This window comes from Acinetobacter sp. KH_038, assembly GCF_057839405.1.
This window is the reverse complement of the sequence record NZ_CM174489.1, coordinates 995,100-1,020,934: the sequence shown is the minus strand read 5'-3', so window position 1 is coordinate 1,020,934 and position 25,835 is coordinate 995,100. Positions and strand designations below refer to the sequence as shown.

General features: G+C 38.2%; 23 protein-coding genes, 1 tRNA gene and 2 pseudogenes. 8 read left to right on the top strand and 18 right to left on the bottom strand.

The window, feature by feature from the left end:
* Window positions 1–35: 35 nt before the first annotated feature.
* From AC3IT7_RS04770 to AC3IT7_RS04710, 13 genes are all read right to left on the bottom strand, one after another.
* Entirely contained in the window at window positions 36–1,676 is a 1,641-nt protein-coding gene (locus AC3IT7_RS04770) for a thiamine pyrophosphate-binding protein (protein ID WP_489249576.1), read from the bottom strand.
* A gap of 53 nt (window positions 1,677–1,729) precedes the next feature.
* On the bottom strand, window positions 1,730–3,196 hold the full coding sequence (locus tag AC3IT7_RS04765; RefSeq protein WP_489249575.1) for an aldehyde dehydrogenase: 1,467 nt from the start codon (window positions 3,194–3,196) through the stop codon (window positions 1,730–1,732).
* A gap of 18 nt (window positions 3,197–3,214) precedes the next feature.
* Window positions 3,215–4,006 carry an aspartate dehydrogenase gene (locus tag AC3IT7_RS04760; RefSeq protein ID WP_489249574.1) on the bottom strand — a complete coding sequence of 264 codons (792 nt, stop codon included), beginning with the start codon at window positions 4,004–4,006 and terminating at the stop codon, window positions 3,215–3,217.
* Window positions 4,007–4,015: 9 nt separating this feature from the next.
* Window positions 4,016–4,810, bottom strand: coding sequence for an SDR family oxidoreductase (locus tag AC3IT7_RS04755; protein WP_489249573.1), 795 nt, complete (start codon window positions 4,808–4,810; stop codon window positions 4,016–4,018).
* Between the two features lie 25 nt (window positions 4,811–4,835).
* Window positions 4,836–5,648, bottom strand: coding sequence for an alpha/beta fold hydrolase (locus AC3IT7_RS04750; RefSeq protein ID WP_489249572.1), 813 nt, complete (start codon window positions 5,646–5,648; stop codon window positions 4,836–4,838).
* 20 nt (window positions 5,649–5,668) lie between these two features.
* A complete protein-coding gene (locus AC3IT7_RS04745) occupies window positions 5,669–6,190 on the bottom strand; it encodes a cupin domain-containing protein (RefSeq protein ID WP_489249571.1) in 522 nt (173 codons plus the stop codon).
* 114 nt (window positions 6,191–6,304) lie between these two features.
* Window positions 6,305–7,528 carry an MFS transporter gene (locus AC3IT7_RS04740; RefSeq protein WP_489249570.1) on the bottom strand — a complete coding sequence of 408 codons (1,224 nt, stop codon included), beginning with the start codon at window positions 7,526–7,528 and terminating at the stop codon, window positions 6,305–6,307.
* A 44-nt stretch (window positions 7,529–7,572) separates the two neighbouring features.
* Window positions 7,573–8,781, bottom strand: coding sequence for an NAD(P)/FAD-dependent oxidoreductase (locus AC3IT7_RS04735; protein ID WP_489249569.1), 1,209 nt, complete (start codon window positions 8,779–8,781; stop codon window positions 7,573–7,575).
* A 27-nt stretch (window positions 8,782–8,808) separates the two neighbouring features.
* Complete coding sequence (locus tag AC3IT7_RS04730) at window positions 8,809–9,738, bottom strand: VOC family protein (protein WP_489249568.1); 930 nt, start codon at window positions 9,736–9,738, stop codon at window positions 8,809–8,811.
* A gap of 10 nt (window positions 9,739–9,748) precedes the next feature.
* The gene (locus AC3IT7_RS04725; protein ID WP_489249567.1) at window positions 9,749–10,513 is read right to left on the bottom strand and encodes an SDR family oxidoreductase; all 765 of its coding nucleotides are present in this window, start codon (window positions 10,511–10,513) and stop codon (window positions 9,749–9,751) included.
* Window positions 10,506–11,573 (bottom strand): Rieske 2Fe-2S domain-containing protein, encoded by a 1,068-nt coding sequence (locus AC3IT7_RS04720; protein WP_489249566.1) that lies wholly within the window; start codon window positions 11,571–11,573, stop codon window positions 10,506–10,508. The genes AC3IT7_RS04725 and AC3IT7_RS04720 overlap by 8 nt, the downstream gene beginning before the upstream one ends.
* Window positions 11,574–11,590: 17 nt before the next feature.
* A complete protein-coding gene (locus AC3IT7_RS04715) occupies window positions 11,591–11,890 on the bottom strand; it encodes a recombinase-like helix-turn-helix domain-containing protein (RefSeq protein ID WP_489249565.1) in 300 nt (99 codons plus the stop codon).
* Window positions 11,891–11,916: 26 nt separating this feature from the next.
* Window positions 11,917–12,222, bottom strand: coding sequence for a non-heme iron oxygenase ferredoxin subunit (locus AC3IT7_RS04710; RefSeq protein WP_489249564.1), 306 nt, complete (start codon window positions 12,220–12,222; stop codon window positions 11,917–11,919).
* 263 nt (window positions 12,223–12,485) lie between these two features.
* Between AC3IT7_RS04710 and AC3IT7_RS04705 the strand changes: the two genes are divergently transcribed.
* Both AC3IT7_RS04705 and AC3IT7_RS04700 read left to right on the top strand, forming a co-directional pair.
* A complete protein-coding gene (locus AC3IT7_RS04705; RefSeq protein WP_489249563.1) occupies window positions 12,486–13,301 on the top strand; it encodes an IclR family transcriptional regulator in 816 nt (271 codons plus the stop codon).
* A gap of 295 nt (window positions 13,302–13,596) precedes the next feature.
* Window positions 13,597–13,991, top strand: a pseudogene (locus AC3IT7_RS04700) (transposase); the annotation flags it as partial.
* 174 nt (window positions 13,992–14,165) lie between these two features.
* Here AC3IT7_RS04700 and AC3IT7_RS04695 read toward each other — a convergent pair.
* Genes AC3IT7_RS04695 through AC3IT7_RS04680 form a run of 4 tightly spaced genes read right to left on the bottom strand, consistent with a single transcriptional unit; the run spans window position 14,166 to window position 19,543 of the window.
* Window positions 14,166–14,699 (bottom strand): condensin complex protein MksE, encoded by a 534-nt coding sequence (locus AC3IT7_RS04695; protein WP_489249562.1) that lies wholly within the window; start codon window positions 14,697–14,699, stop codon window positions 14,166–14,168.
* A complete protein-coding gene (locus AC3IT7_RS04690) occupies window positions 14,696–16,069 on the bottom strand; it encodes a hypothetical protein (RefSeq protein WP_489249561.1) in 1,374 nt (457 codons plus the stop codon). Before AC3IT7_RS04690 ends, AC3IT7_RS04695 begins: the two co-directional genes overlap by 4 nt.
* The gene (locus AC3IT7_RS04685) at window positions 16,059–18,959 is read right to left on the bottom strand and encodes an AAA family ATPase (RefSeq protein ID WP_489249560.1); all 2,901 of its coding nucleotides are present in this window, start codon (window positions 18,957–18,959) and stop codon (window positions 16,059–16,061) included. Before AC3IT7_RS04685 ends, AC3IT7_RS04690 begins: the two co-directional genes overlap by 11 nt.
* A complete protein-coding gene (locus AC3IT7_RS04680; protein WP_489249559.1) occupies window positions 18,956–19,543 on the bottom strand; it encodes a hypothetical protein in 588 nt (195 codons plus the stop codon). Before AC3IT7_RS04680 ends, AC3IT7_RS04685 begins: the two co-directional genes overlap by 4 nt.
* Before the next feature lie 428 nt (window positions 19,544–19,971).
* Here AC3IT7_RS04680 and AC3IT7_RS04675 point away from each other — a divergent pair.
* Window positions 19,972–20,202 (top strand): annotated as a pseudogene (locus AC3IT7_RS04675) (IS5/IS1182 family transposase); the annotation flags it as partial.
* Between the two features lie 630 nt (window positions 20,203–20,832).
* Here the strand turns inward: AC3IT7_RS04675 and AC3IT7_RS04670 are convergent.
* Window positions 20,833–20,908: transfer RNA gene (locus tag AC3IT7_RS04670), tRNA-Arg, on the bottom strand.
* Window positions 20,909–21,086: 178 nt separating this feature from the next.
* On the opposite strand from AC3IT7_RS04670, the gene AC3IT7_RS04665 reads away from it, so the two are divergent.
* The 5 genes from AC3IT7_RS04665 to mltB all read left to right on the top strand — a co-directional run bounded on the left by AC3IT7_RS04665 (window position 21,087) and on the right by mltB (window position 25,573).
* Window positions 21,087–22,022, top strand: a complete 936-nt coding sequence (locus AC3IT7_RS04665) for an ABC transporter ATP-binding protein (protein WP_475654012.1) — start codon at window positions 21,087–21,089, stop codon at window positions 22,020–22,022.
* Window positions 22,019–22,792, top strand: a complete 774-nt coding sequence (locus AC3IT7_RS04660) for an ABC transporter permease (protein WP_489249558.1) — start codon at window positions 22,019–22,021, stop codon at window positions 22,790–22,792. The genes AC3IT7_RS04665 and AC3IT7_RS04660 overlap by 4 nt, the downstream gene beginning before the upstream one ends.
* Window positions 22,792–23,607: an NADPH-dependent 7-cyano-7-deazaguanine reductase QueF gene (queF, locus tag AC3IT7_RS04655; protein WP_486396071.1), complete on the top strand. Its 816-nt coding sequence runs from the start codon at window positions 22,792–22,794 to the stop codon at window positions 23,605–23,607. The genes AC3IT7_RS04660 and queF overlap by 1 nt, the downstream gene beginning before the upstream one ends.
* A gap of 18 nt (window positions 23,608–23,625) precedes the next feature.
* Complete coding sequence (locus AC3IT7_RS04650) at window positions 23,626–24,279, top strand: hypothetical protein (RefSeq protein WP_486396072.1); 654 nt, start codon at window positions 23,626–23,628, stop codon at window positions 24,277–24,279.
* Window positions 24,280–24,571: 292 nt separating this feature from the next.
* Window positions 24,572–25,573, top strand: a complete 1,002-nt coding sequence (gene mltB / locus AC3IT7_RS04645) for a lytic murein transglycosylase B (protein ID WP_489249557.1) — start codon at window positions 24,572–24,574, stop codon at window positions 25,571–25,573.
* Window positions 25,574–25,835: the final 262 nt, after the last annotated feature.

Sequence of the window (25,835 nt, the reverse complement as noted above, 5' to 3'; positions counted from 1 at the left end):
ATGAATAGTCAGTACAATCAGAATTTAAATATGAATTAGTACAATTTCTTCTGCGGAGGACCCGCAAACTTAAGTGGACCAATAGAGTTCATATCTAACTCAATAACTGCCGGACCATTCAAATCAATCGCTTCTTTAATTGCAGTTTTGAACTCTTCAGCACTGCCCACTTTCCAACTTTTCACGCCCATAGATTCACCTAAGGCTTGATAATTGGGTGTGTGTAGTTCATTGAAATATTGACGACCACCAAAGTAGTTATTTTGAATGCCACGCATTACGCCATAACCACCATCATTCATGATCATAAGAACCATGTCGGTATTTTCTTGTGCCATTGTGGCAATTTCACCAATACCGAGCATTAATCCACCATCACCTACTAAGCCCACAACTTTCTTGGTTGGATTTGCAATAGATGCACCAATGGCATGGGCAAGACCTAAGCCAATTGCACCTGCAAGTGAGTGAATATTTTTATTTGGTGTTTGTACTGGGAATAATCGACTTCCCCATGTACTACCTGACATGGTAATGTCACGAACAAAAATGCCATCTTCAGGAAGTGCTGCACGTAAGTGATCACAAATGAGGGCGTATTGATCCATTTGCGTACGTAAAGCTTCAATTGCATTTCCACGAGCAGCTTTAATTCCTGCATCGTAAGCTGCATCTACTTTTGATACACCTGATAATGCATTTACAACACGTGCAAGTGTATCTTTCGCATCGGCACAAACAAATTGACCAGTTTTGTAGTTACGTTGTTGTGCGACTGGGTTTGCATCTACCTGAATAATATTTTCTGGGAACACTACCGAATACGTTTTGGTTTCATTACTACGTAAGCGTGAACCTACCACAACCAATAAATCTGCCTCTTTAATCAGTTGTTCTACCGCTGCTGAGTTATGAAATGCACCCAATGTACGTGGATGGTTATCTGCCAAAACACCACGTGCATGTGTAGATGACACAACAGGAATACCTAAGTCTGCAATTGCTTTTACTTCGTCAACTGCAGTTAAAGTACCACCACCAATCCAAAATACAGGACGTTTTGCAGTTTTAATCGCATCTGCAATTAAACTTACTTCAATATCTTCAGCGACAGGAAGTTGAAGCGCTTTTACAGGACCTAAATTTGCAGGTAAATCAATTTCTGCTGCTTGCACATCAATTGGAATTTCAACACTCACAGGTCCCATTGGCACTGTTGTTGCAACACGAATAGCTTCACGGATTACACCTACCGCATTGTCTGGGCTTGTAATACGAAATGCTGCTTTGCTTGATGCTTTTAAAAAAGTAAGCTGATCTTTGGTTTCATGAATGAAGCTTGCATCACGGTCTAAATATTCACGTTCTACTTGACCTGTTAAATGTAATACAGGGCTTCCTGCATTCATTGCTTCAATCAGTGAACCTACAGCATTACCTGCACCTGCACCTGTACTGGTAAGTGCAACACCCAAACCTGTAAAGCGTGAGTGTGAATCTGCCATAGTCACACAGCCTGCTTCACCGCGTGCTGCAATAAAACGAATCTTTTCACGGCGACCTACTGCATCTGCAATCGGTAAATTATGAATCGAGATTACCCCGTAAATACTATCAACTTGGTGTGCTTCTAAAACACGTGCGATTGCTTCACCTACATTTACTTTTTCTTTCATTTTCATATTTCCTTAATTCTACTTTCCTAAATCTGTTGCTGTGTAGGCGGGTATTAATCTGCCCAAGGATTTGCTTGTTCGTTTAAACCTAAATAAATGCTTTTCTGTTGCATGTAAGACAAAATGCCCAAGCGACCTTTTTCACGACCAATACCACTGTCTTTAAAACCACCAAATGGCGCGCTAATCGAGAATTTTTTGTAGGTGTTAATCCATACTGTTCCAACTTCTAAAGTACGGGCAATTTTCCATGCTTTACGATAGTTTTCTGTCCAAATACCAGCTGCCAAGCCAAAGCAACTGTCATTTGCTTGCTCAATTAAATCTGGCTCATTGTCATAAGACATCACCACAAGAACAGGGCCAAAAATTTCTTCTTGGCATGTTTGAGCACTATTTTTTAAGCCTGTAATAATGGTTGGTTTGTAGAAACTACCTTTGGCAAATTCACCTTCAGTAATGGCTTCACCACCTGTGATAACCGTACCGCCCTCAGACTTTGCAAGCTCTACATAACGATGAACCGATTCCAAATGTTTTTGGTTAATGAGCGAACCCATATGAACATCTGGTGTTTCAGGATGACCTACGCGTAAGCCTTCGGTAATTTCAACAAGGCGTTTTAAGAACTCGTCGTAAATTGACTTATGAATAAATAAACGTGAACCTGCGATACATGCCTGACCAGCCGAACTAAAAATACCGTAAACAATGCCTTTTGCAGCAATTTCAATATCTGCATCTGATAATACAATTGTTGGAGATTTCCCACCAAGCTCTAGCGAAGTTGTGATCAGTTTTTCAGCTGCAATATGCGCTAAATGACGACCAGTCGTTGTACCACCTGTAAATGAAATTTTACGCAACAATGGATGATGTGCAATCGCATCACCAATGACTGAACCACGACCAACAAGTACACTTAAAATACCTTTTGGTAAGCCTGCTTCTTCAAAGATTTTTGCAAGCTCTAAAGCAATGAGTGATGTCGCTTCAGCAGGTTTCAAAATAACAGCATTACCTGCTGCAATTGCAGGTGCAAGTTTTTGTACTTCACTGGCAATTGGTGAATTCCAAGGTGTGATTGCTGCAACTACACCAACAGGCTCATACACGCTCATGGTCATGAAATCTGGTGCGCGTTGAGTTGTTAACTCTTCATTAAAAGTTTCACATGCAGCCGCATTAAAACGTGCAGTTGCAGCAGCACTCATCACTAAAGCACGTGTTTCAGATAAAGGCTTACCGTTGTCACGTGTTTGCAGTTTTGAAAGTTCATCAACACGCGATTCAATAATATCTGCCACGCGATACAAAATTTTTGCACGCTCATGTGGTAATGAATTACGCCATTCGGGCTTACGCCAAGCTCGATCTGCTTTCACAATTGCTTCTTCAACATCTTCTAAAGTCGCAGTAGAAATTTCAGCATTGACTGAGTTATCTGCTGGAAATAGGCTTTGAATGACATTTCCACGACCTAGACGCCATTCACCTGCAATATATATTTCTTTTACCATGGCATTCACCTATCCCTTTTAAATCTGAATTGCATCTACGCTATTTCTACATGCACGAATGACACTCAGTGCGGCCAATGTTGAAGTTTTTGGATTACTTTCCAAAGGCACCCCAATCATTTCAATACTCATTTGACCAAAGCGACCTTCTGCCACAATGGTGTGTTTGTTTTGATTAATATTTGGATCAACCGTTAATTCAACTTGCGTTTCATCCATTCCAATGCCAGCTAAAGCAATGGTTGCAGCGACATTGGCATTCGCAGGAAAATTTAGCGCTGCTTCACGGGCTGTGCCTTTATAAAACACTGTTGCTTCTTTCACATTGTCTAAATCAATGAGTTTTTCCGCATAGCTTCCACGCCAGCTGTTTGGGCTTTTACAACCTTTATAGGTCACTTTTTCTAAGCCCCCTTCTTTAGCAGCTGCAATACCATCAATACCCGCAATAGCTCCTGCAAGAAGATGAAGATGTGCACCCGATTTTTCTGCAGTTTCTTGCAATTTTTCGAAAAATTCAGGATCTGCCAATGTGCCTACAGAAATCAGACCAATCGTCCAACCACGTGCCAAAACTTTTTCGGCATGTTCTTTTACCGCTGCTTGCCCTGCAACCTCAATGACATAATCAGGCTCACCTAAACAGTCATCGATTTTAGAAATGACGTGTACATCTGCTGCGACCTTTTGCTTTACAGCATCAACACTACGCTCAGGTACAACCACCCATTTCAATTCAAGATCTTTTGGCAAATGACTACACACTTCATTTGCCATTGCTCCAAATCCAATCATCATTAACTGTTTCATATATTCACCTTATAGATGCTTATTGAAGCCGCCAGACACATCAATGGTTGAACCTGTTGTGTATGAAGCCAATGGTGATGCTAAGAAAACAAGCGCGCGAGCTGGTTCTTCAGGCTTACCTAAACGCGCCATTGGAATGCCACGTTTTTTCGCGATATTGCCAATCCATTCTTCCCAAGATTGAGCTTGGTCAGAACGATCTGCAAAACGACGTTTCCATTGCGCAGATTCCACCATGCCTAATAGAATCGAGTTCACACGAATGTTGTATTGAGAAAACTCATGTGCCAACGAATGCGTTAAATTCAGTAAAGCAGCACGTGCTGAAGAAGTCGCAATCATGTGAGGTTCTGGCTGTAAAGCAAGTAGTGAATTTACATTGGTAATAGAACCAAAATTCGACTGCTTTAAAGCAGGTAAAAATGCTTTTACAGGATGCAATACACTAAAATATTTCAGCTCAATTTCTTTTAACCAATCTTCATCTTCCGTGTTTTCAAAGTTTGAAACACGCCCCTGACCAGCGTTATTAATTAGAATATCAATACCGCCAAATTCTTTTTCAACGTTGTTTGCAAATTGAATAACTTCCTGTTTATCTAAAATATTACATGTTGCTGTGAACACTTTTGCATTTGGATAATGCGATAAAATAAATTCTTTCGATTCCGCTAAGCGTTGTTCATTACGACCACACCACGCGACATTGGCACCTTCTGCAACAAGTAATTCAACTGTTGCTAGCCCAATACCCGACGAGCCACCCGTAACAACTGCATTTTTTCCATTCAATTGGAAGCTCATATCCATAACTCACATAAACGCTTACTTAATTAAGCGATAATAAAATTTGATTGAATTGTTCTGCTTGGTCGAGATAACTCAAATGCCCAGCATCTTCAATTTGATAGCATTGGTTCAATTCATACGTTTCTGCCAATACTTGAATATCTTGTGCAGGTGTAATTCCATCTGACATACCCATTACTACATGCGTATTTTTTTGCTTTTTTTGCAAATAACTTTGTATTGAGTCGTAAGCCAGTAAATAAGATGCATGCGTAAAACCATCTAAGCTAATGCCTTGCATAACAGCTGTAATAAGTTCCATCGCATGCTGTGTTGCATGTGCAACTAAATAAGGTCCACGTGAATTTGCCATTCCCGTTGCACCTAGTTCTTTCAACATTTTTGGTCTTTTTTCAAAAACATCTTGTTGTTTCTGAGCACCAAAACCTTTATATCCTTGCGCTACATTCGCAAGAACTAAAGCATTTACATATTCAGGGTATAAAGCATTAAATGCTGCTGCCTGTAATGCACCCAATGAATGCCCAACTAAAATAATTTTTTTAAAATTCAATGCATCTAACATGCCTTTTAAACGCTTTGCATAATCAGTTGCATTAGGTTTTGGAGTATTTAATAAGTCTGATTGACCATAGCCTGGTGCATCCCAAGCAATGATATGAAAGTCATGGCTTAAATCTTGCAATTGTCTGATCCAAGAACCCGAACCTGAACTAATACCGTGGAGCAATACCAAAGTTTCACCCTGTCCTGCTTCTCTATAAGACTGCTTCACGCCATTAAATTGAACAGTTTTCAATTCAACTTGTGCGAGTTGTTCGATATAAGTCATGACTTGGTATCCTGAATAAATTAACGCTTGATTTGAGACAATGGATGCTCAGGTGGATAGTTAGGAATTGTTGGTTTCCCTGTACCCAACATCACGCACATCAATGCGTCTTCAGTACCTGGGTTAAACAAACCACGATAAATACCAGGTGGAATTGAAATCAAATCACGCTCTTTTAAACGTGTAGAAAATTTTTCACCCTCATGCTCAATAAATAGATCAATCTCACCGCGAAGCATAAAGAACACTTCTTCCACATCATGGTGAATATGCAATGGACCTTCACACTGAGGTGGTAGCACCATTGTTGAGAATGTGAAGTTTTCTGCAGGAACAGTATTGCTATCACTCGCTACACCCGTAGCACCAGTACCCATATAACGCATTTGTGCACGACGGTATTTAGGGTCGTAATCTGCTTGAAACTTCAAAGCATCAAAATCATATTTACGGGTTTCAAAGCGAGCAATACGTCCACCAATCCACTCTTCTAAAGTTTTGTCTTCTGGTTGTTTCCAAGATTCAAATTGTTGAGTTGACATGAAACTCACTCCTTTAAATTTTAGACTGAATCGTAATGTCTTAAGATTTCATTCAGTCCGTTTGTTAAATTCTTGTTTTCCAATCACGCCTTGTGACAAGTAAACATTTTAGTTTTAGTAACGCTTCAATAGTGGAGCAAGGAAGAACGAACCAATCACTGCAACAGCAGCAAGGAAGGTAATACCTAGATTGAAACTCCCAGTTTGCATCACAATGGCACCAATAATGACTGGCGCTGCCGCACTCGCAAAGTTACCTAAACCATTGAAAATACCACCTGCAGTTGCACCTACATCTGCAGTAGTCACACGAGCTAGCAATGCAAATACAGCTGCCACACCAAAGCCCCAAGCCATTGCACTTAAGGACATTGCTAAAATCACCATCATTGGATTTGTTGCAATGACCATGAGATACATAAAGATCCCTGCTACCAACAAGCCACCACTTACTTGGATTGCACGTTTACCGAGTTTGTCTGAGAAAATAGCACCTACAATTTCACCTATTAGCATGGCAATAAATGGCAAACTTGAATAAAAACCAAACTCTTTTAAGTTAAAGCCTTTATCTTGAATCAAATAAGAAGGCACCCAACTATTTAAGCCCCATAAATAAGTCATCAAAGCAATGTTAAAAATACAGATCAACCAGAATGCACTATTCGTTAATAGCTTTTTAGTATTGGTCACGTGATCTTTAAAATTGACACGTTGAGCCACACCTTCTAAATCCACTGTACGTTTTAGCTCAAGACCGCGTAAACCAAAGTAAACTAGGGCCATGACTACAAGTGTTAAGGCAGCCATCACAAAAAACGTACTATGCCAATCATAGTTCGCAAGTACATATGCCGTAATTGGGAAACCAAGGAAGGCACCAATTGGTGTACCAAGTAAAAACATTGTGGATGCACGAGCTTGCTGACGATCAGTATAGGTTTGCTTAACAATGGTATATGCTAATGCAAACAAAGGACCTTCAGCTAAACCGAGTAAAATTCGAAGTACAACAAGTGTGATGAAGTCTGAGGTGAATCCCATCGCTAACATGAGTAAACCCCATGAAGCTACACTCCAAAACAACATTTTCTTAGGACAAAAAATATCTCCCAAGAAACTTAAGAACATTGATGAAAAACCATATGCCAGCAAGAAACTGGTCATCAACCATCCAAGTTTTGCTTTGTCATTACCAATCCCCATCACATCTAAAAATGTTGAATCGGAAAACAATACTGCGATACTAATTTTGTCAAAAAAAGCGAGGACTACGCAGATCATTAAAATGACGGCTGGTGTCCAATGTTTTATACCTGTCTTTGTTTCACTTTCCATTGTACGTTCCTTCGAATATGTGCTAAGTGATTTCTCTTGCTTAACTATTTCAATTTCATCAGATTAAATTCTAAATCTTGTAGTTGTTGTGGATTAAGCTCTATAGCATTTGCTAACCATCTTTTTGCAAGCTTTACTAGTTTTGCTTCATTCACGGCAATCATATTGATGAGTCGATTTTGATCATCAAGGTAAAAAAAGCTTTGTTGATAAGAGTTTGTTTTACGTATAACCACCTGAGCTGTTCTTTCAGGCTGATACGTCCCCAAAATTTGAATATTGCATTGATATTGATCTGACCATAACCAAGGTATATCTTGATATGCCGTCAAATCCCCTAACATTGATTTTGCCGCTGATATTGCTTGATTTTGAGCATTAGCCCAAGATTGAATACAGAAACCTAGTTCAGGATGGATTGCGACATCACCTGCAGCATAAATATCCGAATCGGAAGTCTGCCCATATTTGTTTACGACTATTCCATCTTTGACTTCGAGACCAGCTTCTACTGCCAGGTCCTTCGCTATTTCAGCACCTGCTCCTACAATGACACAGTCAAAAATTTCAGGCTGTCCACTTGTATTAAAGACTTCGACCTGTTTATCAGAATGCTCAATCAAATGAATCTTTGTTGCATTAAGATGAATTTTTGTCCCAGATGTTTCATGTAAATCCTTTATATAATCTGAAACTTCAGGACTCACACTACGAGCACATAGACGGCTTCCATATTCAAATACCTCAACCATCTTTCCTTGTTTACGTGCTGTAGCAGCTATCTCAAGTCCAATCCATCCTCCACCAATTACTGCAATCTTATGCGCTGTTTCTAAGCGTGCTGAGAGATTGTGACAATCTTGAATATCTCGAAGTGTAAAAACGTTTTTTATACTCTTCCATGCATTTACTGGAATCCTAGCTTTACTCCCAGTTGCAATGAGTAATTTGTCATAATCTAAACATTTTCCACTTTTCAACAATAAAGTCTTATTCTGTTTATTAATCTGTATCGCATAATCCGGCTTATGCCAAATCACTGAAAACTGATTGACTTGATCAGAAGAAAATAGATTCAAACTTTCTACAGTCGCTTCTTTAGAGAGAACTTGCTTCGATAGCGGTGGACGTTCATAAAAGACATTATCTTCATTCGATACAACATGAATTTCACCATTATATCCTTGGTTTCGCAGTGTATGAACTGCCCAGCCCGCAGCTTGCCCAGCACCTACAATCACAATTTGATTCATGTTGTCGACATCCTTATCTTCTATTGATTACACTGGTTTTACTTGGCGACGTGTTTCGTGGTCTAAACCGCCTTCGATCGCCCACTCCGTAAAGAGTTCTAAACGATGTTCTTCTTCACGGGGTTGCCATTCTTCCGTTAGGTAGTCATCGTTGGTGTAGTACTCAAACGCACCACCCAATGGCGAATTCACATACCAAAAATACGCAGATGAAATAGGATGACGACCAGGACCAATGAATGTTGACCATTGCTGACGGTTCATACTCAAACCACCACCAATCACTTCGTGAATATCACGAACCACAAAGGCAACATGATTTAAACCAGCAGGTTTATTCGGAATAGACAATAGGAATAAATCGTGATGGAAGCCTTCGCTACGACAGCGCAAGAATGCACCACGGTTTGTGTAAGCATCCGATAAATGGAAGCCTAATTTTTCAATATAAAAAGCTTGAGTTGTTTTCAAATCTGGTGTGAAAAATACAACGTGACCAATATCAACAGGTTCTGCTTTTTCATAAACAGGGCTTGCTGCATTTACACGTTGAACGTTACCAAATTGGTTAATGCCTTCTGTACGTGCTTGTGCAACAACTTTTGTAATCGTTTTTTCAAAAACAATGGTCATGCCATTTGGATCAAGACATTGCACTTTGGTGTCGTCTGCTAAGAATTTTGGTTCAGCAGAAAGCTTTTCTTTTAGAGCCTCAAGGTCTTGATCACTTTCAACACCCCAAGTCACTTCACGTAAAGTAGAACCTGATTCAATCGCTTCTGGTAAACGTGCATCAGCAATATCAAATAAATAAACTTTGCAGCCATTTTGTGTTTGGTATAAATCTGCGCCATCTATATCTGAAGTAGTTACTGTTAAACCAAAATCTGCCAAGAAGGTTTTTGCTTCAACTCGATCTTCAACACCAAATTTTAAAACTTCAATACCTGTAATCATGTGTTGCTCCTTAATTAAATACAAAGCCGCCATTCACAGGAATGTTTTGACCCGTCACAAAAGAAGACATATCTGAAAGTAGATAAATCGCTGTGCCGTTTAGATCCTGTGGATGTTGTTGACGTTGTATCGCTCTTCCATTGACATACAAATCATGGCGAGCTTGAGGTACATATTCGGTTGCTTCTACCAGCGTTAAACCTGGGCTAATCGTGTTGACACAAATATTGTCTTCACCCAATTCACGTGCCATTGAACGTGTCATTGAAATAATGGCACCCTTACTTGCAACATAAGCCATTAAACGCTGAGCACCCCACATTGCAGTGTCCGATGCAATGTTGACAATTTTTCCTGAACCCGATTTTTTTAAGTGTGGAACACATGCTTGTGTCACCAACCACGTACCTTTCACATTGACAGTCATCACTCGATCCCAAAGATCTTCGTCATATTCCATTAGTGACACGCCGCCAACGCCTGTTGCCAAAGCTGCACAGTTGATTAATCCATCTAAGCCATTTAACATTGCAACAGCTTGATCAACCGCTTGCTGAACTGATTTTTTTTGACTTAAATCAATTTCAACTGCAGAAACATCCAATCCTTGTTCAGATAATGCCTTCGCTTCTTGCTGAACTAAGTCTGCCAGAATATCTGCCATCACAACCGATGCACCAGCTTCAGCAGCAGCTTGGGCGAAATCACGCCCTAGGCCACGTGCTGCACCCGTCACAAGAATACGTTTTCCCGCTAAAATTGGCAGATTAGCCATTAGATGCTTCCTTCATGTCAATACGGTTTTCATTTTGAGAGCCTTGAAGTACTACAAATTTTTTAAGCTGTTTTTCTGCTTCTTTTTTCATTAAGCGACGTAAACGTGATAAGCCAACATCATGCTGATAAAGGAATTCATGCTTACGTGCATTTGGCGCAAGATTTTCTAAAATAATGCGGTCTTGTTCTAATACATCCCAATGCAATTGTTCTAAATGATTGCGGTATAAGAAACGCCATACATTACGTTGCCAGCCTGAAACTTTACGGCAACGCCAGAAGAACACACGTGTATTATTTTCATCAATTGGAGTCGCAAAACCAACGATCCAGAATTCGCCACCCGGACCAAACTGTTTACGATAAGGAATAGATAAACGTAACCAAGCTGCACCTGTTTGACCGTATTCAACCCAGTCAAAGTTCACACCTGTTTGACCTTCTTTTTCAAAAACAAAACCATCTTTCGTCGGGCGATGCTTCATTTCTGCGGTTTTTTCACCATCTGCCATTGAGTGCGATGTGCAATGCAAGTATGTACCATGCATAGGATCCATCACGTTATCAACTGCATATTGATGGTTTACTTTCCAGTCTGCCATGCAAAGGAACGAACTCCATTCTTCGCTAGAAAGCTGATCTGGAAGCACAAGTTCAGCAGGTGCTTCATTAGCATCAATACCAAACCAAATGAAGATTGCTCCATTTAATTCTTGAACTTGATAATTTTTTACGCAGTCACTGCCTTTTAATGGGCAATCATGAACAGCAGGTACGTCTTCAACAACACCATCATGACGAACTTCAACACCGTGATACCAACAAGCAATACGATTACCTAAGTTCCAACCTAAAGATAAACGTGCACCACGATGCGGGCAGCGATCTTCAAGTGCGTGAACCTGACCTTTATCATCACGCCATACGACAATATTTTCACCTAAACGTGTGATGCCAACAGGGTTCGCCCCCACTTCCCAGCCTGCCAATACCGGATACCATTGGTCACGTAAACCAAGGTCTAGATATTGTTCAACATTCATTTCTGCAATAGTCATCATGATGTCCTTGTGTGTTAATAACCTAAACGTTGCATTTCAGTCGAAAAACTTCCAACTGACCATAGATCACCAGATTCATCTCTGAATCCCTGATCATTTAAGGCATTCACTAAGTCATCTAATTCAGTTACACCATTGGTGAATGCAGTAATTAAATACTGAACAAAATCTTGCTCATACGGGCTTGGTTCTTTGTAACGGTTCTGCCATATCAAGTGCTCTACTTGACCTGGAATTTGAATATTATTAATCCCAGCATAGCTTGAAGGAGTTGCGGTGATCCATCTAGCTAGCTTTTCGTTATATTGCTTCATTTGATCTCTTCCCTAATCATTCGTGCTTAAAGTTGAATTTGAATTTCTTCGTTTTCAACTCGAACGGGATATGTACATAAATCGCGACAACCTGGGCCACTTTCTAAACGCCCAGTTGGAATATCGAAAATTGCCTCATGTAATGGACATTCAACTGTTGAATCTTCAATGAAACCTTCAGTTAATAGAGCAAATGCATGAGGACAAACATTTTCAATTGCGAAATAATTTTCATCGATTACAAAAACACCAATTTTTTTGTCATTGATCTCAATTGCCTTCGGCTCTTCTTCTGCAACTTCATCTACTTTACAAACAGATATCCAATTCACGAGACCACCTCTATGTTTTACCAACAAAACTTTATTTAATATTTAAAACACAATATCAGAATAAGCTTTAACCAAAATATTTGTCAATTAATATTTATTAATTATTTTCATGCACTTATATAAAATAAATACCTTGTTACGTTTTGATTGATAAATTTTGTTTTGTATATAAACATTGTGAAGGAGGTGAAAGACCGTTAAGATATGGTGCAGGGCATCCCCTATATGGGGCAAAGTTAAATATAGTCAGAGCAGGCTCGTTGATGAATTCAAATGAAGTAGAAGTAATGCAAGATCCAGAAACAAACAAAAATGAAGATCGTTACTTGGTTCCTGGACTGATACGGGGATTAGCAATTCTTGCATTATTTGATGAAAATAATCAGGAAATGACTATTTCTGAAATTGCAGAAAAAATTGATGTGAATCGTTCTAGTGCTTTTAGATTAATTTATACTTTAGAGCACTGCGGTTACCTTAGAAAACTGACACAAAAAACTTATGCATTAGATAGCCGCGTCATGTCTCTTGGTTTTAATAGCCTATCTAAACTATCACTAAATGAACTTTCATCACCTATTATGAAAGAGTTGCGTGATAACTTAAAAATTGCAGTCCATCTATCTATATTAGAAGGTACAAATGTTGTATTTATCAATAATGTACAATCTACAGGTGCATTCACAAGTACAGTTCATATAGGTACACATTGGCCTGCTCATGCAACTGTAATTGGTCAACTTATGCTATCTAAACTACCTACAAGTGAAGTAAAAAGACGTTATGCAAACTTTAACGATTGGAAAGTTTTTTCTGAGCTTACACCTCATAATATTGAAAGTTTATTAAAGCGACTTGAGCAAGTAAAAGAAGAACCGTTTTTAGTAAGTTGGGGACATTTCAATACAGATATGGCTGCATGCGCAGCTCCAATTTACAACCAATCAAATAGAGAAATGGTTGCTGTACTTTCTGTTAGTTGCCCAATTAGTACTTATGATAAAACAGCATTCTATTCAACCATTGCTCAAAGTTTAATCGAAAGTGCTAATAAAATTTCTAGCTTCATTTACAAATAATATGCACTTTTCAGGTGCATTCTTTTATTTTATTATTTTTACTATTAAATCTATGAAAACTAAATTTAAAAAAAATTAAAATTAACTTTTTTATTAATAGAAATTTCCAATTATTTCTGTTGGTAAATAATATGTAATAGAGCATACAGTCTTAGAGAAAAATTTTCTTGTTATTGCTTACAACTAACTTTTTTGCATAACATCATGTCAACTTGATTTTAGGAACTTGATTGAGTAGCCACCGATTTTATAGACACTTTTTAGCCAAACAATATAGCTAATTAACGAGGTGTTTATGAGCAATAGCAAACGATATCCTGAAGAATTCAAAATTGAAGCTGTAAAGCAAGTGACTGAAAAAGATCATAGCATGGCTGAAACTACCACACGCTTAGGTAAAACCATGCATAGTTCTTATGTCGGCATCAAGCGTTATGGATCGTAGAAATCTAAAATCACAAAATCTAGCGATGAAGTTACAGAGTTGGCACAGCTAAAAAAGGAGTTGCAACGGGTTTGCAAAGAAAGGGATATATTAAAGAAGGCCGCGGCATACTTCGCAATCCAGTTCAAATGAGGTACACCTTTATTCAGGATCATCAACCCATATGGTCTGTTCGTTGTATATCTTCGACTTTAGATGTTCATCACCTTGGTTATTACGCATGGTTAAAGCAATCCACAAGTAAAAAAGTAGATGGTTGACTGACAACTGAATTCTTTATTCAGTTAGTTTCTAGGATTATCTTAGTAGAATTTAAATCATTTCGATTGCTTTTAGGGCTTTTATAATACTTAATGTCAATCTTCGATCGTTCTAAGCATATATATGAAAGCAAATTAATTCATCAGAAGCTACGATATTTAATCTAAATATAAAGGTTGTAACTCATCGAAAAATTTTTCTCCAATCGCAGATAATATAAAAGCTTTCGAAGTAGTTTTTTCTAATAGAATGTGACGTTCAACCAAAATATTTTTGATTTGAGAATATACATCCGCCCCCATACCAGCCCGATTCAATAGTTCTGTACATTCAGGCATATTTTGAATATTCAAAATATCTGAAAGGGTCAGACCTAAATTTAACTGTTTTATCTTTTGTAAGCTAAAATTATTGTTATTTAGGTATTTTCCAATCAAGAGCAACAGAATTTGAGCTCTCATTGCAATCTCAGTCTTGTTCTTTTCATCTTCAGTAATGTAGACGTAATCACCTGAGTGAATAAACTTAAAACCACTCATTTCATACTGTTTTTGGTAATCTTCTAAATAATCCATAATCTCATTAAATAAAGGATTAGGTATCAAAACATCGTTATCGATGATTTCACGATTAATAATGCGTCCATTCATTAATGTATTAAAAATCTGTTCACTTCTTTGAAAATTAATCACGTACTCGCCCCTTTCTTTTGCCATGAAAGCACTGAATATTCTAAATAATATTGTATATCTTCCACACGCCCCCTTGTTTGTTTCCCTATAAAATCACTTCTTAATAATGGCAATAACATTTCTAATCCAAACAAAATATCTTTAAGCGAGTAATCATTTAAATTCTGTTGAAGTTGCTGATGAATGTACAAATAAATATCTTCAACCTGATCAGGTAATGTTAGATTTGCCACAAAATTCATTATCATTTTTTTACGAGTTTCTTCCAAACGAATAGTTTTTGGCAGCGCCACGCGTTCAATAATCAGAGTTTCTTTATAAGGTTTTGAGTATAACCGTTCCAAATAATATTCGAATGGAAATAGGTTTTTATCAGGCTCTAAATTCAGTTTGGCTTGATATTTCTTTTTATGATCTGCCACCCCATCTAAAACAGTTATATTCTTAAAAAAATCAGCATATGGCTTTAATTTAATATTTTTAGAACCTCCATGACGTAAAGGCTCTAAAGCATTCATCAATTCAGCAAATGCATTTTCAATTGCCAAATAACTGGAACGATCTTGTCCAATTTGATGTAAATAGCGAGTAATTCTTTCTGAAATATGTTGGATATCTTTATAATAAGACGTAATTGCAGTCAATCGATAACTCAGCTGATAAGACAATTCAATGTCACATTGCCCTTCAAAAAAATCAATGATGGATGACACAGCTTCATGAAAAGACTGCACCGATAAAATTTGGTCCGTTGAAGTAAAATCCAAAAATGGTTTCACATTACGCAAAAATAATTGATTAACTTCAGTATATAAATCTTGAATGGTCAGCTTGCTTTCACCTTGTTCAAATAACCGATATTCCTCAGCAAAACCTTCTAAACGGCTTTGCAGCACCATACAGTTTTCTTGTACTTTACTGTGAATCTCATTAAGTAATAATTTGAAATTTAATACAAATTCACGATATGACTGACTCCCAATTTCAGCATGTTGTATCTCTGAGGCAACATCAACCGTGCGCTTCCGCATATCCTCAAACTGTGCGTTGACCAATTGACGACTACGTTTGGTGTCTAGAAAACCGAGTAAATCGAGCACTGTTTTATTCAGTACCAGTTGACCTGTCGAAGGAAAGTCAGCAAATATATGATTATCAATGAGCGACTCTAAACTAAGTAATTGAATCAAATTTGTTTTACTCAAATCGAATTTCGCTCGCGTGCGTATCTGCCGCTCAAAAAAATCAATATATAAGGTTTTAGGAAACTCCCCTCCAGAGTGGTATTCATTAATATAGTCAATGAACACCAGGAAATGACTTTTTTCATCGATAATTGCTTTAATGATCAAGTCACGATTAAACTTCATGCTCCCCCCAATGATTAACGTGGTGTGGCATGATATTCCATTGACACTCAACGTCTATAATATTCTTAGCAACATTTTGATTGATATGAATATAACGACCAACTTCTGAAACCAAATATGCTGTCAATTCAGGTGTTGCACAGAATATTGAGAAACCATGCTCACTAATTTGCTGAATGGTTGATGCCGTATTTTCAGCATCTAAAGCAGAAATTTCATCAACAATTATTGGAATGCGTACGGAAGTACCAATTACCTGAATCTCCTTTAATAACACAGCCAATACAAAGGATGTGATGGTTGTGGTGGTTCCACCAGATTGTGATTTAATCACCTCTTGACCATCAACTTTATAACGATATTGAATCGACTCGATAAGATTAGCCATCTTCAAGCGCCCTCTGTCTTGGTGTTTATTAAAAAATGCAATAAGTGATAAATAAAAGGATTCTTCTGCTAGAGTTTCGCCTGAGATATTATGCTTTTCCAAGGTATTCTTTAGATGATCAAAGTCTGAAACCGTTTCAAGTTGCAAACGAATTTCAGTTAAATTAGAAATTTGATGATGATTAATTTTTTTATTAATCATGGCGACCGCACGGTGTAATTGATCTTGAGCCTCATTAATTTCTTGCACTTGAGAGCGAATTTCTTCATTATGACCCAATACCGCATGTCTAAATTGTTGTTGCTCTAAATCTAAATTTGAAAACATACTATGATAAATTTCGAGACTCTGTTCTAATTCATTTAAACGTATATGTACCCGATTTAAATCAATATCTGCCGATGGAACAGCATTGGAAAATTGACTAAATTTAACGATAAAATCGTTATATTGTTTTTGAAGTTTTTTCGCTAACTCGCTTAAGTCATGCGCCTGATCAAACAATTCATGAACAACAGTTGTTTTAGGTTGTAAATCTTGTTGTTGCAATGCTGATGTTGGTAATACCTCATACATATGCGATGCATGACCAAGAAAATCAGTAATTTTTTTGAATTTTTCTTGCTGATCACTCAATTGATCGAGAATAGACTGGCAACGACCCTGTTGAGCCAAGAAATCATCAAATTGAATGGTGTGAATACGTAACTGCTCATCCAAAATATTTTTTTTCTCAATCAGAGCAGTGATTTCCTGTGTATATTTTTTAGCATGCTCGGTATTTATATCAAAAGCATCTAACAAAGCGATATCTGCTTCATTTTTTTGAATATCGTTCAAGAGCTTCAAGACTTTAGCTTGGTTTAATTCAGGGTTATTAGCATCACAAATGAGTTGTTCTAATTGCTTAAACTCTTGCTCTGAATCTTGTACCTGTATTAAGAGTGCCTGCTGCTGCTGCTCCATTTTGAGTAATATATCTTCTGGTTCATACAGTTTGAGGGGTATAGTTAAAGCTTTATCTTTAAAGGCAAGCATTGATAAATTGGTATGAAATAGCGCCGTGAATGACTCAATACTATGTTTTTCTGATGCTGTTAATATTTGACTAATATTAACTAATTTAGCATTTAAACTGTGTATAACGTGCTGACTATGTTCGCTGATTTGTTTGACCAATAAATTGTCATCTTTCTGATTTTTAATAGTTTCAATTTCAAGATTCAGTTGTTCTAATTGGTGTTGTAATTGATGAAATTGTTTTCTTTTAGCCTGATACTCTTCTGTTGCTTTAGCACCATTTAGTAAAAGCTCCCGCTTATTAATCAGGTCTTGGATATCTGAAAATAGTGCATTTTTGATTTCATAAATTGACATTTCGAGCGGATATTCATAGCGAACTTTTAGCGTTTGCTCTATTTGCTTTTGCGTTTCATTAAAATACCTTTCAAGTAGCTTGATTTGTGCTGCACACTCATTAATCTCAGATTTAAATTGATTCATCTTCGCTTTTAATTCACGAAACTGACGATTAATCTCATTAAGCTGACTTTGCTGTCTAATTTGCTCTGGCTTTAATTTATTTAATTGAGAATTAACATATAAATCAATGGAATGATGATCGACAGAATAATTAAAATTTGATTGGTATATGGATTTAAATTCGAGAGTAAGCTGATTAAAACGTTCTAAATTGTTTTGTTTTAATTTTAATGTTTGACTCTGTTGATTGAGCTGTAAATATTTTTGATATGTTTCATCTAAATCATGATCGAGCTTTTCTTCCGCACGACCACGCTGCATTTCAATGAGGGCTGCGATAGCAGATGACAAAACATCTGAAACACTCCTCGACATTGAAAAAGCCAAATTATAGACTTTACGAAAAGCGTTGAGCGAGTCGGCATTGTTATCTTTTAATGGAATAATACAGTACTGCGCATCTGGACTGCCCAACCGTGCAAAAATCATTTGTCGAAGTTTAGCGGCTTCTTGAATAATCACGCCACATTGTTTTTGAGTAAACTTAAGCAAACTTTCCGTACCCAAAATTGTTGCAAAATCCTGTTCTGGTTCATTCCAAAATAAATGTCTCACCTCTTGATAAGGCAATGGAATAAATGCACGGTGGTAGGCATAGTCCTGACTTTTCTCACTACTTGCAGCACGAAATAACACCATGGTAAAAGTACCGCTGGGGTTTTCAACTTCCAACGCTATAAAGGATTTAATAGTGGGAAAATAAAAACGAAATGACTGCTCTGCATCATATGGCCCATCTTTGCCTTCAAATCCAAATTTCTGAAAGCAATGCTTAAAGTTCACCTCTGGAAAAAGTAATAACTTAGTTGCCGCTAAACTTGCCGTTTTACCATTATTATTGCGCCCAAACATCGCTAAATGCTGATCTAATAGAAGCTCTGAATACGCATGCTTCGCAGAGTTAACAAACACTAATCGCTTCAATGTAAACTGCAATAGAGACAAACTATTATTGATCATATTAGGAAACTCTCTTGCTCAAGACTACGTTGGGCATTACACATTAACTGTATATAATGTTGTATAAATGTTGGGGCTTGCAAGGCAAACTGAGCCAGTTTTTCTAGTTCATCTGAACTCAAAGCATGTACAACTTGAGCCAAACGCTGTTGAATGTCATTAGGTTGTACAAAGGTCATCTTTTTATTTGGTAGCAGTTGAAATAAGTTTTTAGCTATTTTAAGACCACCATAATCACAATCAAAACATAGATACAGGTGTTCATACTGATTTAAAAAATTTCGATGTAAAGAGTTTGAAATTTCATTTCCTGTACCAAATATAAAATCAAATGGTAAATCGCATGGTACATCAGTATGATCTTTTAAAAATATTTGGAATTTTTCAATATTTAAAAAGACTTGACGATTTTCGACAATAACAGCGTGACGCGACAAATTTACAGGGGATTGATAATTACCACCTTCGTCAAAAAGAATTACGTGAGGATGTTGTGGAGATTGTCTTATTAAAATGAATGAACCAATAACTTTATGCAGATGACTAAAATTTTGTTTAGCTGCACTAATACGATTGTTCCCCATATTTGCTATTAAACATTTAATCTCCATTTCAATAGTAGGATGTATATACTAAATCAGATAAAGATCACCTTTAATTTTGATACCTTGAATATCAACAGCCTCAACACGATGGCGAATATTTAGATTTAAAATTAAAGCTTTAAACCGAAGCATATTAATAGGTTGCTTTCTTTCGATGTCGAACATCATTTTTTTTAAAGTATTTAAGCTCAAAGCATTTTCCATTTATATGATTTATCATTGAATAAAAAATAATCATTTAGATCTATATGAGTCAATCTGTTTTTTCTTTTTTTAAACTTTATGCGACATTTCATGTCGTTTAAATACTCATAATGTCTAAAATAACTTAAGGAGGGGCAGATAACTAATCTTAATTATTATGAACAAACACTCACTTACCAAATATCAGTTAATGGTCGCTTATACAATTGTTGAAAATGGTTAAATATCTAGGAAGAAAAATTTGGAAAAAGTGGTCTAGGTATCATTCCCAAAGCTTGGTAGAAACCAAGATGCATTGCATCAAATTATTGGGAGATAAACTCAGTACCAAGAACTTTCAAAGCTAGGTGAATGAGATTCCTGCATATGTGGCAGTCATAAATAATTTTATGGAAGCAGACCGACCCCACACAAATTTTAATCTTAAATTTTAATACCTTGGGTGAAATTAAGATTTTGATTTTTTATACAACAAAGCCATTTTAATCTGTGCATGTCTAAGACCGATGGCTTCTGCAACATGACTATTTAATTTCAGATCATGATTTTAATGACCTAAAACGCCTTGCTAAAAGGCATAAACTGGTTGAAAAATAGTAAGGCTTAGAGACTTCAAAAATTAAAGTAAATTTGCTTCGTACCTTGGGATTGGGTACTCAAGCAGGCCAATTGCAGCAAGTTGTTAATGATACAGAAAGTTGTATGAAGATAAATCAATGACAGCAATGGCGAACATCGGTAACTTTATAATTGCTCTGCCACCTTTCAGTTATTTAGTTGACGGATGACTAGGCAGCAAAATTTCTAAGTTACGAAAAAATATTTTAAAGCATCGATTATTTGTTTAAAGGGATTTCCAAAACCAAAGTACATCACTGAAACTATAAAAAGTCGAAGAGGTAATTTAAAAAAAGTTATCTGACTGGCTAGAAAGTAGGCCGGAAGATTTGAAAAAAGCAGTAGGCAGACCCCGCAAAATATAGCGGGGTTTTTCTTAATTAAAATATGGATTACGCCAGAATTACGCCAAAGGCATTATAAGTTATTGATTTTATAAGTAGTAGTGGTGCGCTCAGCGGGACTCGAACCCACGCCACAGGCTTCGGAGACCTGTACTCTATCCAGTTGAGCTATGAGCGCGCGATGCACATCATAACAAAAAAAATCATAAGGTAAAGCAACTATCTACAACTTCCGCATTTTATGCTTAGACTTTATACAATGTTCCAAAATGGCAACACAGAATTGCATATGAATTACTTGGCTTATTTTCCAAGATCACTCACAATATCTCAACTTTTCACCATTTGAGATATTCATGACTGATGCACTGATCTTAAGGGATTTGTCAAAGACCTATCGCAATGGCTTTCAGGCATTGAAAGGAATTAACTTAAATGTACCGGAAGGTGAGTTTTATGCACTACTGGGACCCAATGGTGCCGGGAAATCCACCACCATCGGTATTATCAGTTCATTAACAAAAAAAACCTCTGGTACGGTCGAGATTTTCGGTCATAACCTGGATACACATCCGTCTCAAGCAAAACAGTGTTTAGGGGTGGTACCGCAGGAATTCAACTTTGCCCAGTTTGAGAAAACTTTCGACATTCTGGTGACTCAAGCGGGTTATTACGGCATTCCTAAAAAAATTGCACAGCAACGGGCTGAGCTCTATCTAACCAAGCTGGGTCTGTGGGAAAAACGTTCCACTCAGGCTCGCATGCTTTCTGGCGGGATGAAACGCCGCCTGATGATTGCGCGCGCCATGATGCATGAACCGAAACTTCTGATTCTGGATGAACCAACTGCGGGCGTCGATATCGAACTGCGTCGCTCGATGTGGGAATTTCTGAATGAGATGAATGAGCAAGGGACATCCATCATTTTGACTACCCACTATCTGGAAGAAGCGGAAATGCTGTGTCGTCGTATTGCGATTATTGACCGTGGTGTCATTAAAGAAGATACGACCATGAAAAACTTCTTGGGGCAGCTCAATGAAGAATCGTTTATTTTTGATCTGGCAGCACCTATTGAACCCTTGCATCTGGAGATTATCGGGGTACGTTTTAATTTAATCGATCCGATGACCCTGGAAATTACCATGGACAAGGCACACAGTATGAATGATCTGTTCCAGTTACTGGAATCGCAGAATATTCAGGTGCGCAGTATGCGTAACAAGTCCAATCGCCTGGAAGAACTTTTTGTGAAAATGGTCGAGAAAAATCTGGATGGAGCTGCGCAATGAACATTAATCAACTCGGCATTGCTTTATATACTATCGTTTATAAAGAAGTACGGCGCTTTATGCGCATCTGGCCGCAAACCTTGTTACCACCTGCCATCACCATGAGCTTGTACTTTGTGATTTTTGGTAATCTGATCGGTTCGCGGATTGGAGACATGGGTGGCTTTAGCTATATGGAGTTTATTGTGCCTGGCCTGATCATGATGGCCGTGATCACCAATAGCTATGCCAACGTCTCTTCCAGCTTTTTCAGTTCTAAGTTTCAAAAGAGCATTGAAGAACTGATCATGAGTCCGGTGCCGATGCATGCCATTCTTTGGGGGCATGTGCTGGGCGGCGTGATTCGCGGAATCCTGGTGGCTATTATTGTCAGTGCCGTAAGTTTGTTTTTTGCCGACTTATATATCACCAACTGGTTTGTGACGATCTATACCGTATTGATTACTTCCCTGCTGTTTTCGCTGGGTGGCTTCATCAATGCTGTCTATGCCAAATCTTTCGATGACATTTCAATTATCCCGACCTTTGTTTTAACGCCACTGACCTATTTAGGTGGTGTGTTTTATGCCATTTCGAACTTAAGCCCGTTCTGGCAAAACTTATCTTTGATCAATCCTGTAGTGTATATGGTCAATGCCTTCCGCTATGGCATCTTAGGACATAGCGATGTCAATGTGACTGTTTCACTGACAGTGATCACCTTATGTTGTGGCCTGCTATATGCAGTGGCCTATCATTTACTCTCCCGTGGTTCAGGAATGCGTGAATAATGAGTGTAGAACAATCTCTCCTTGGTAAAGACACCAATTACCCGACAGAATATCAGCCCGATGTTCTGTTTCCGATTTCGCGCGCACCTGCCCGTGAACAATATGCCCATGTTGACGCAATTCAGCAAGGCACCGACTGGTGGCATGTTTTTGAAATTTCCTGGTTAAATGCGGTTGGTGTTCCTCAAGTCGCGATTGGCCGGATCAGTCTGCCCGCTTCTTCACCAAACCTGATTGAATCCAAGTCCTTAAAGCTGTATTTCAATAGCCTGAATTTTGCCAGATTTGATTCTCAAGCTGACTTTATTGCTACAGTGGAAAAGGATTTATCGGCTGCGGCTGGCGCAGAGATTACCCTGGATTTATTTCAGGTTGATGACTTGGAAATTACGAAACCTGCAGGCATCTGCATTGATGAATTAATCCCGGAACGTCTGGAAAATCACCCAGATGCCAGTTTATTGGCTTTGGACGCGGATGATGCAGCAGAAGGTGAAATCCAGCTGTATTCACATTTGTTAAGAAGTAACTGCCCAGTCACTGGACAACCGGATTGGGGTACAGTATTTATACGCTATCAGGGCAAAAAACCTTGTTATAAGAGTATTTTGGCTTATATTATTTCTTATCGTCAGCATAATGGTTTTCACGAACAATGCGTGGAGCAGATGTTTGCCGATCTCTGGCAGCAACTGAAACCGGAAAAGCTGATGGTCTACGCAACCTATACACGCCGTGGTGGATTGGATATCAACCCTTGCCGTGTATCGGATTTAACATGGATGCCTCGCCCTATTCGATTAGCGCGACAATAAAAACACTGAGGTTTGACAATGCCGTTTTTTGGTTTTATTCCTTCTGCAGAGCTTTTAACTACAATTCAGACTGCACAACAAAACAAAAACTCAAGTGAGCCGCTTTATCCATTGCGTGATAAAACTGCGTTGATGATTAATGATGAAATTATTGATGCGATTCTGACGGAACTGGTGCGTCGCTTTCCTGCCAGCGATAAACGCGATACCGCAGAAAAGCTGGCCGGTTATATCAAGTCAACTGTAGCGGTCTTGCTCAAGCAGTTATTGAGTAAAGCACCAAATGATGTGGTCAGAGAGTCGATTGCCTTCTCTGAACGCAGTCTGTTTAAGGACCCTGCGGGACAGATGCGTATTGGTGAATCACTGGATGCCAATCTGGTAACCAATTTAAAACATCATTATGCGGAGCTAAAAGCCGGCCAGAGTATCGACAAACAAACCTTCAGCAATCTGTACAAACAGTTTGGTGAAGCGACAGTACGTCACTTTATGGTCGACTTTAATAAAACCTTGGATCTCGGCATGATCAAGCGCAAGGCAGCAGATATTGGTGCATCTGCAGTGATTAAAGCCATTAACATTGCCGCAGATAAAATTATCCTGAACCTAAATAAGGATGAGTTGCGTGCCATGGCGGAATATCACGACACCTTGTTCTATACAGAATAGTGCCACCTAGATGCTTCTTGCAGATTGTATTGAATTAGCCTGACTCCGGTCAGGCTTTTTTATGACCAGTGAAATAGCTTGTTACAGATAAACTGCTATAAAAGAAAAACTGCCTTAAAAATAATCACTCTTGCACTATTTTTGTATAAGCGTCTATATCTCTTAATCATCCGAATGTTATCTTAATCTCGCTTTTAAAGCCTCATGATTGAAAAAAATTAATCAATCTTTTTCATGGCATGATTCAAATAACATTGCCAGCAACTCATCAAAAATTGGAAATCGTAGCAAGATGTTGAAATTAGATTTTTATAAAAAATTTAAACAGTTTTCAATCGCGTTGACCGTCCTTGGACTCAGCAGCTTTAGTCTGGCCAACGATTTCCAATCTAATCCCGCGTATGCCAGTTTCAAATACAACACCATGCAGAAGTACGGCCTGAGTGCCGAGCAAATCGATTCAGCCATGAATGGTGCACGTAATCTGCCCAATATCATCAACATCATGAACCGTCCAGGTGAAAGTAAGCCATGGTATTCCTATAAAACCAACTTTCTGGCTGAATCGACCATTCAACGCGGCGTGCGCTTTAAACAGCAATATGCAGAAACACTGAATCGTGCGGAACAGCAGTTTGGTGTTCCACAGGCAATTATTCTGGGAATTTTAGGTGTAGAAACCGGATTTGGCTCAAACAAAGGCTCATTTGTGACGCGTGATGCGCTGGCCACCCTGGGTTTTGGTTATGAACGTCGTGCCCAGTATTTTCAGGATGAACTGGCGGCCCTGATTGCCTGGACCTATAAAGATGGTGTGGCTACCTCTTCGGTGGTCGGTTCTTATGCCGGTGCAGTGGGCTATCCGCAGTTTATGCCAAGTAATATTCCAAAATTCGGGGTGGACTACGATGGCAATGGACATATTGACCTGCGTAATTCTGCAGTAGATGCAATTGGTTCGATTGCTAACTATTTGGCTCAGCATGGCTGGCAGCGCAATCAGCCGATTGCTTTTCCGGCCCGTTACAGCGGCTCAAATCCAGATGCGGTGATTGCCAAAGATCTGACTCAACCGACTCCCTATGGTGTGCTAAAAACCCAAGGCATCAGTCCAATGAATCCGATTGTTCAAATTGATGATCTGGATCTGGTCAATGTGATTCAATTACAAGAAAATTATGGGCATATTTACTATATCACTTATCCAAATTTTCAAGTGATTACCACCTATAATCGCAGTCGCATGTACGCCACTGCATTGTGGTTATTAGGTACAGAAATTACCAGCCGTTAACACTAAAAATTAATACCAATTATTAAAGTCAACATTTTTCTTGGTAAAAATGCCTACTTTATAGGCATTTTTAATATATTGTTACAATATTGATTATTATTTAACCAGTTATTGTTTATTTTGGGTTCTTTTTTTAACTATTTTAATTAAACACTAGACAGGATATTACCGGCATGAATATTATCCATTTCGTTAAATGTCGTTGCATAAGTTAAATATCAGGCATGTTTACATGGTTTTTCAGCCACTTATGAACAACCAA

Coding starts and splice junctions, on each gene's coding strand:
- AC3IT7_RS04760 (WP_489249574.1), bottom strand. CDS start 4,006: ATGAAACAGTTAATGATGATTGGATTTGGAGCAATGGCAAATGAAGTG.
- AC3IT7_RS04770 (WP_489249576.1), bottom strand. CDS start 1,676: ATGAAAGAAAAAGTAAATGTAGGTGAAGCAATCGCACGTGTTTTAGAA.
- AC3IT7_RS04685 (WP_489249560.1), bottom strand. CDS start 18,959: ATGATCAATAATAGTTTGTCTCTATTGCAGTTTACATTGAAGCGATTA.
- AC3IT7_RS04720 (WP_489249566.1), bottom strand. CDS start 11,573: ATGACTATTGCAGAAATGAATGTTGAACAATATCTAGACCTTGGTTTA.
- AC3IT7_RS04765 (WP_489249575.1), bottom strand. CDS start 3,196: ATGGTAAAAGAAATATATATTGCAGGTGAATGGCGTCTAGGTCGTGGA.
- queF (WP_486396071.1), top strand. CDS start 22,792: ATGAGTGTAGAACAATCTCTCCTTGGTAAAGACACCAATTACCCGACA.
- AC3IT7_RS04755 (WP_489249573.1), bottom strand. CDS start 4,810: ATGAGCTTCCAATTGAATGGAAAAAATGCAGTTGTTACGGGTGGCTCG.
- AC3IT7_RS04665 (WP_475654012.1), top strand. CDS start 21,087: ATGACTGATGCACTGATCTTAAGGGATTTGTCAAAGACCTATCGCAAT.
- AC3IT7_RS04740 (WP_489249570.1), bottom strand. CDS start 7,528: ATGGAAAGTGAAACAAAGACAGGTATAAAACATTGGACACCAGCCGTC.
- mltB (WP_489249557.1), top strand. CDS start 24,572: ATGTTGAAATTAGATTTTTATAAAAAATTTAAACAGTTTTCAATCGCG.
- AC3IT7_RS04750 (WP_489249572.1), bottom strand. CDS start 5,648: ATGACTTATATCGAACAACTCGCACAAGTTGAATTGAAAACTGTTCAA.
- AC3IT7_RS04705 (WP_489249563.1), top strand. CDS start 12,486: ATGAATTCAAATGAAGTAGAAGTAATGCAAGATCCAGAAACAAACAAA.
- AC3IT7_RS04735 (WP_489249569.1), bottom strand. CDS start 8,781: ATGAATCAAATTGTGATTGTAGGTGCTGGGCAAGCTGCGGGCTGGGCA.
- AC3IT7_RS04715 (WP_489249565.1), bottom strand. CDS start 11,890: ATGAAGCAATATAACGAAAAGCTAGCTAGATGGATCACCGCAACTCCT.
- AC3IT7_RS04690 (WP_489249561.1), bottom strand. CDS start 16,069: ATGAAGTTTAATCGTGACTTGATCATTAAAGCAATTATCGATGAAAAA.
- AC3IT7_RS04725 (WP_489249567.1), bottom strand. CDS start 10,513: ATGGCTAATCTGCCAATTTTAGCGGGAAAACGTATTCTTGTGACGGGT.
- AC3IT7_RS04745 (WP_489249571.1), bottom strand. CDS start 6,190: ATGTCAACTCAACAATTTGAATCTTGGAAACAACCAGAAGACAAAACT.
- AC3IT7_RS04680 (WP_489249559.1), bottom strand. CDS start 19,543: ATGGGGAACAATCGTATTAGTGCAGCTAAACAAAATTTTAGTCATCTG.
- AC3IT7_RS04660 (WP_489249558.1), top strand. CDS start 22,019: ATGAACATTAATCAACTCGGCATTGCTTTATATACTATCGTTTATAAA.
- AC3IT7_RS04730 (WP_489249568.1), bottom strand. CDS start 9,738: ATGATTACAGGTATTGAAGTTTTAAAATTTGGTGTTGAAGATCGAGTT.
- AC3IT7_RS04650 (WP_486396072.1), top strand. CDS start 23,626: ATGCCGTTTTTTGGTTTTATTCCTTCTGCAGAGCTTTTAACTACAATT.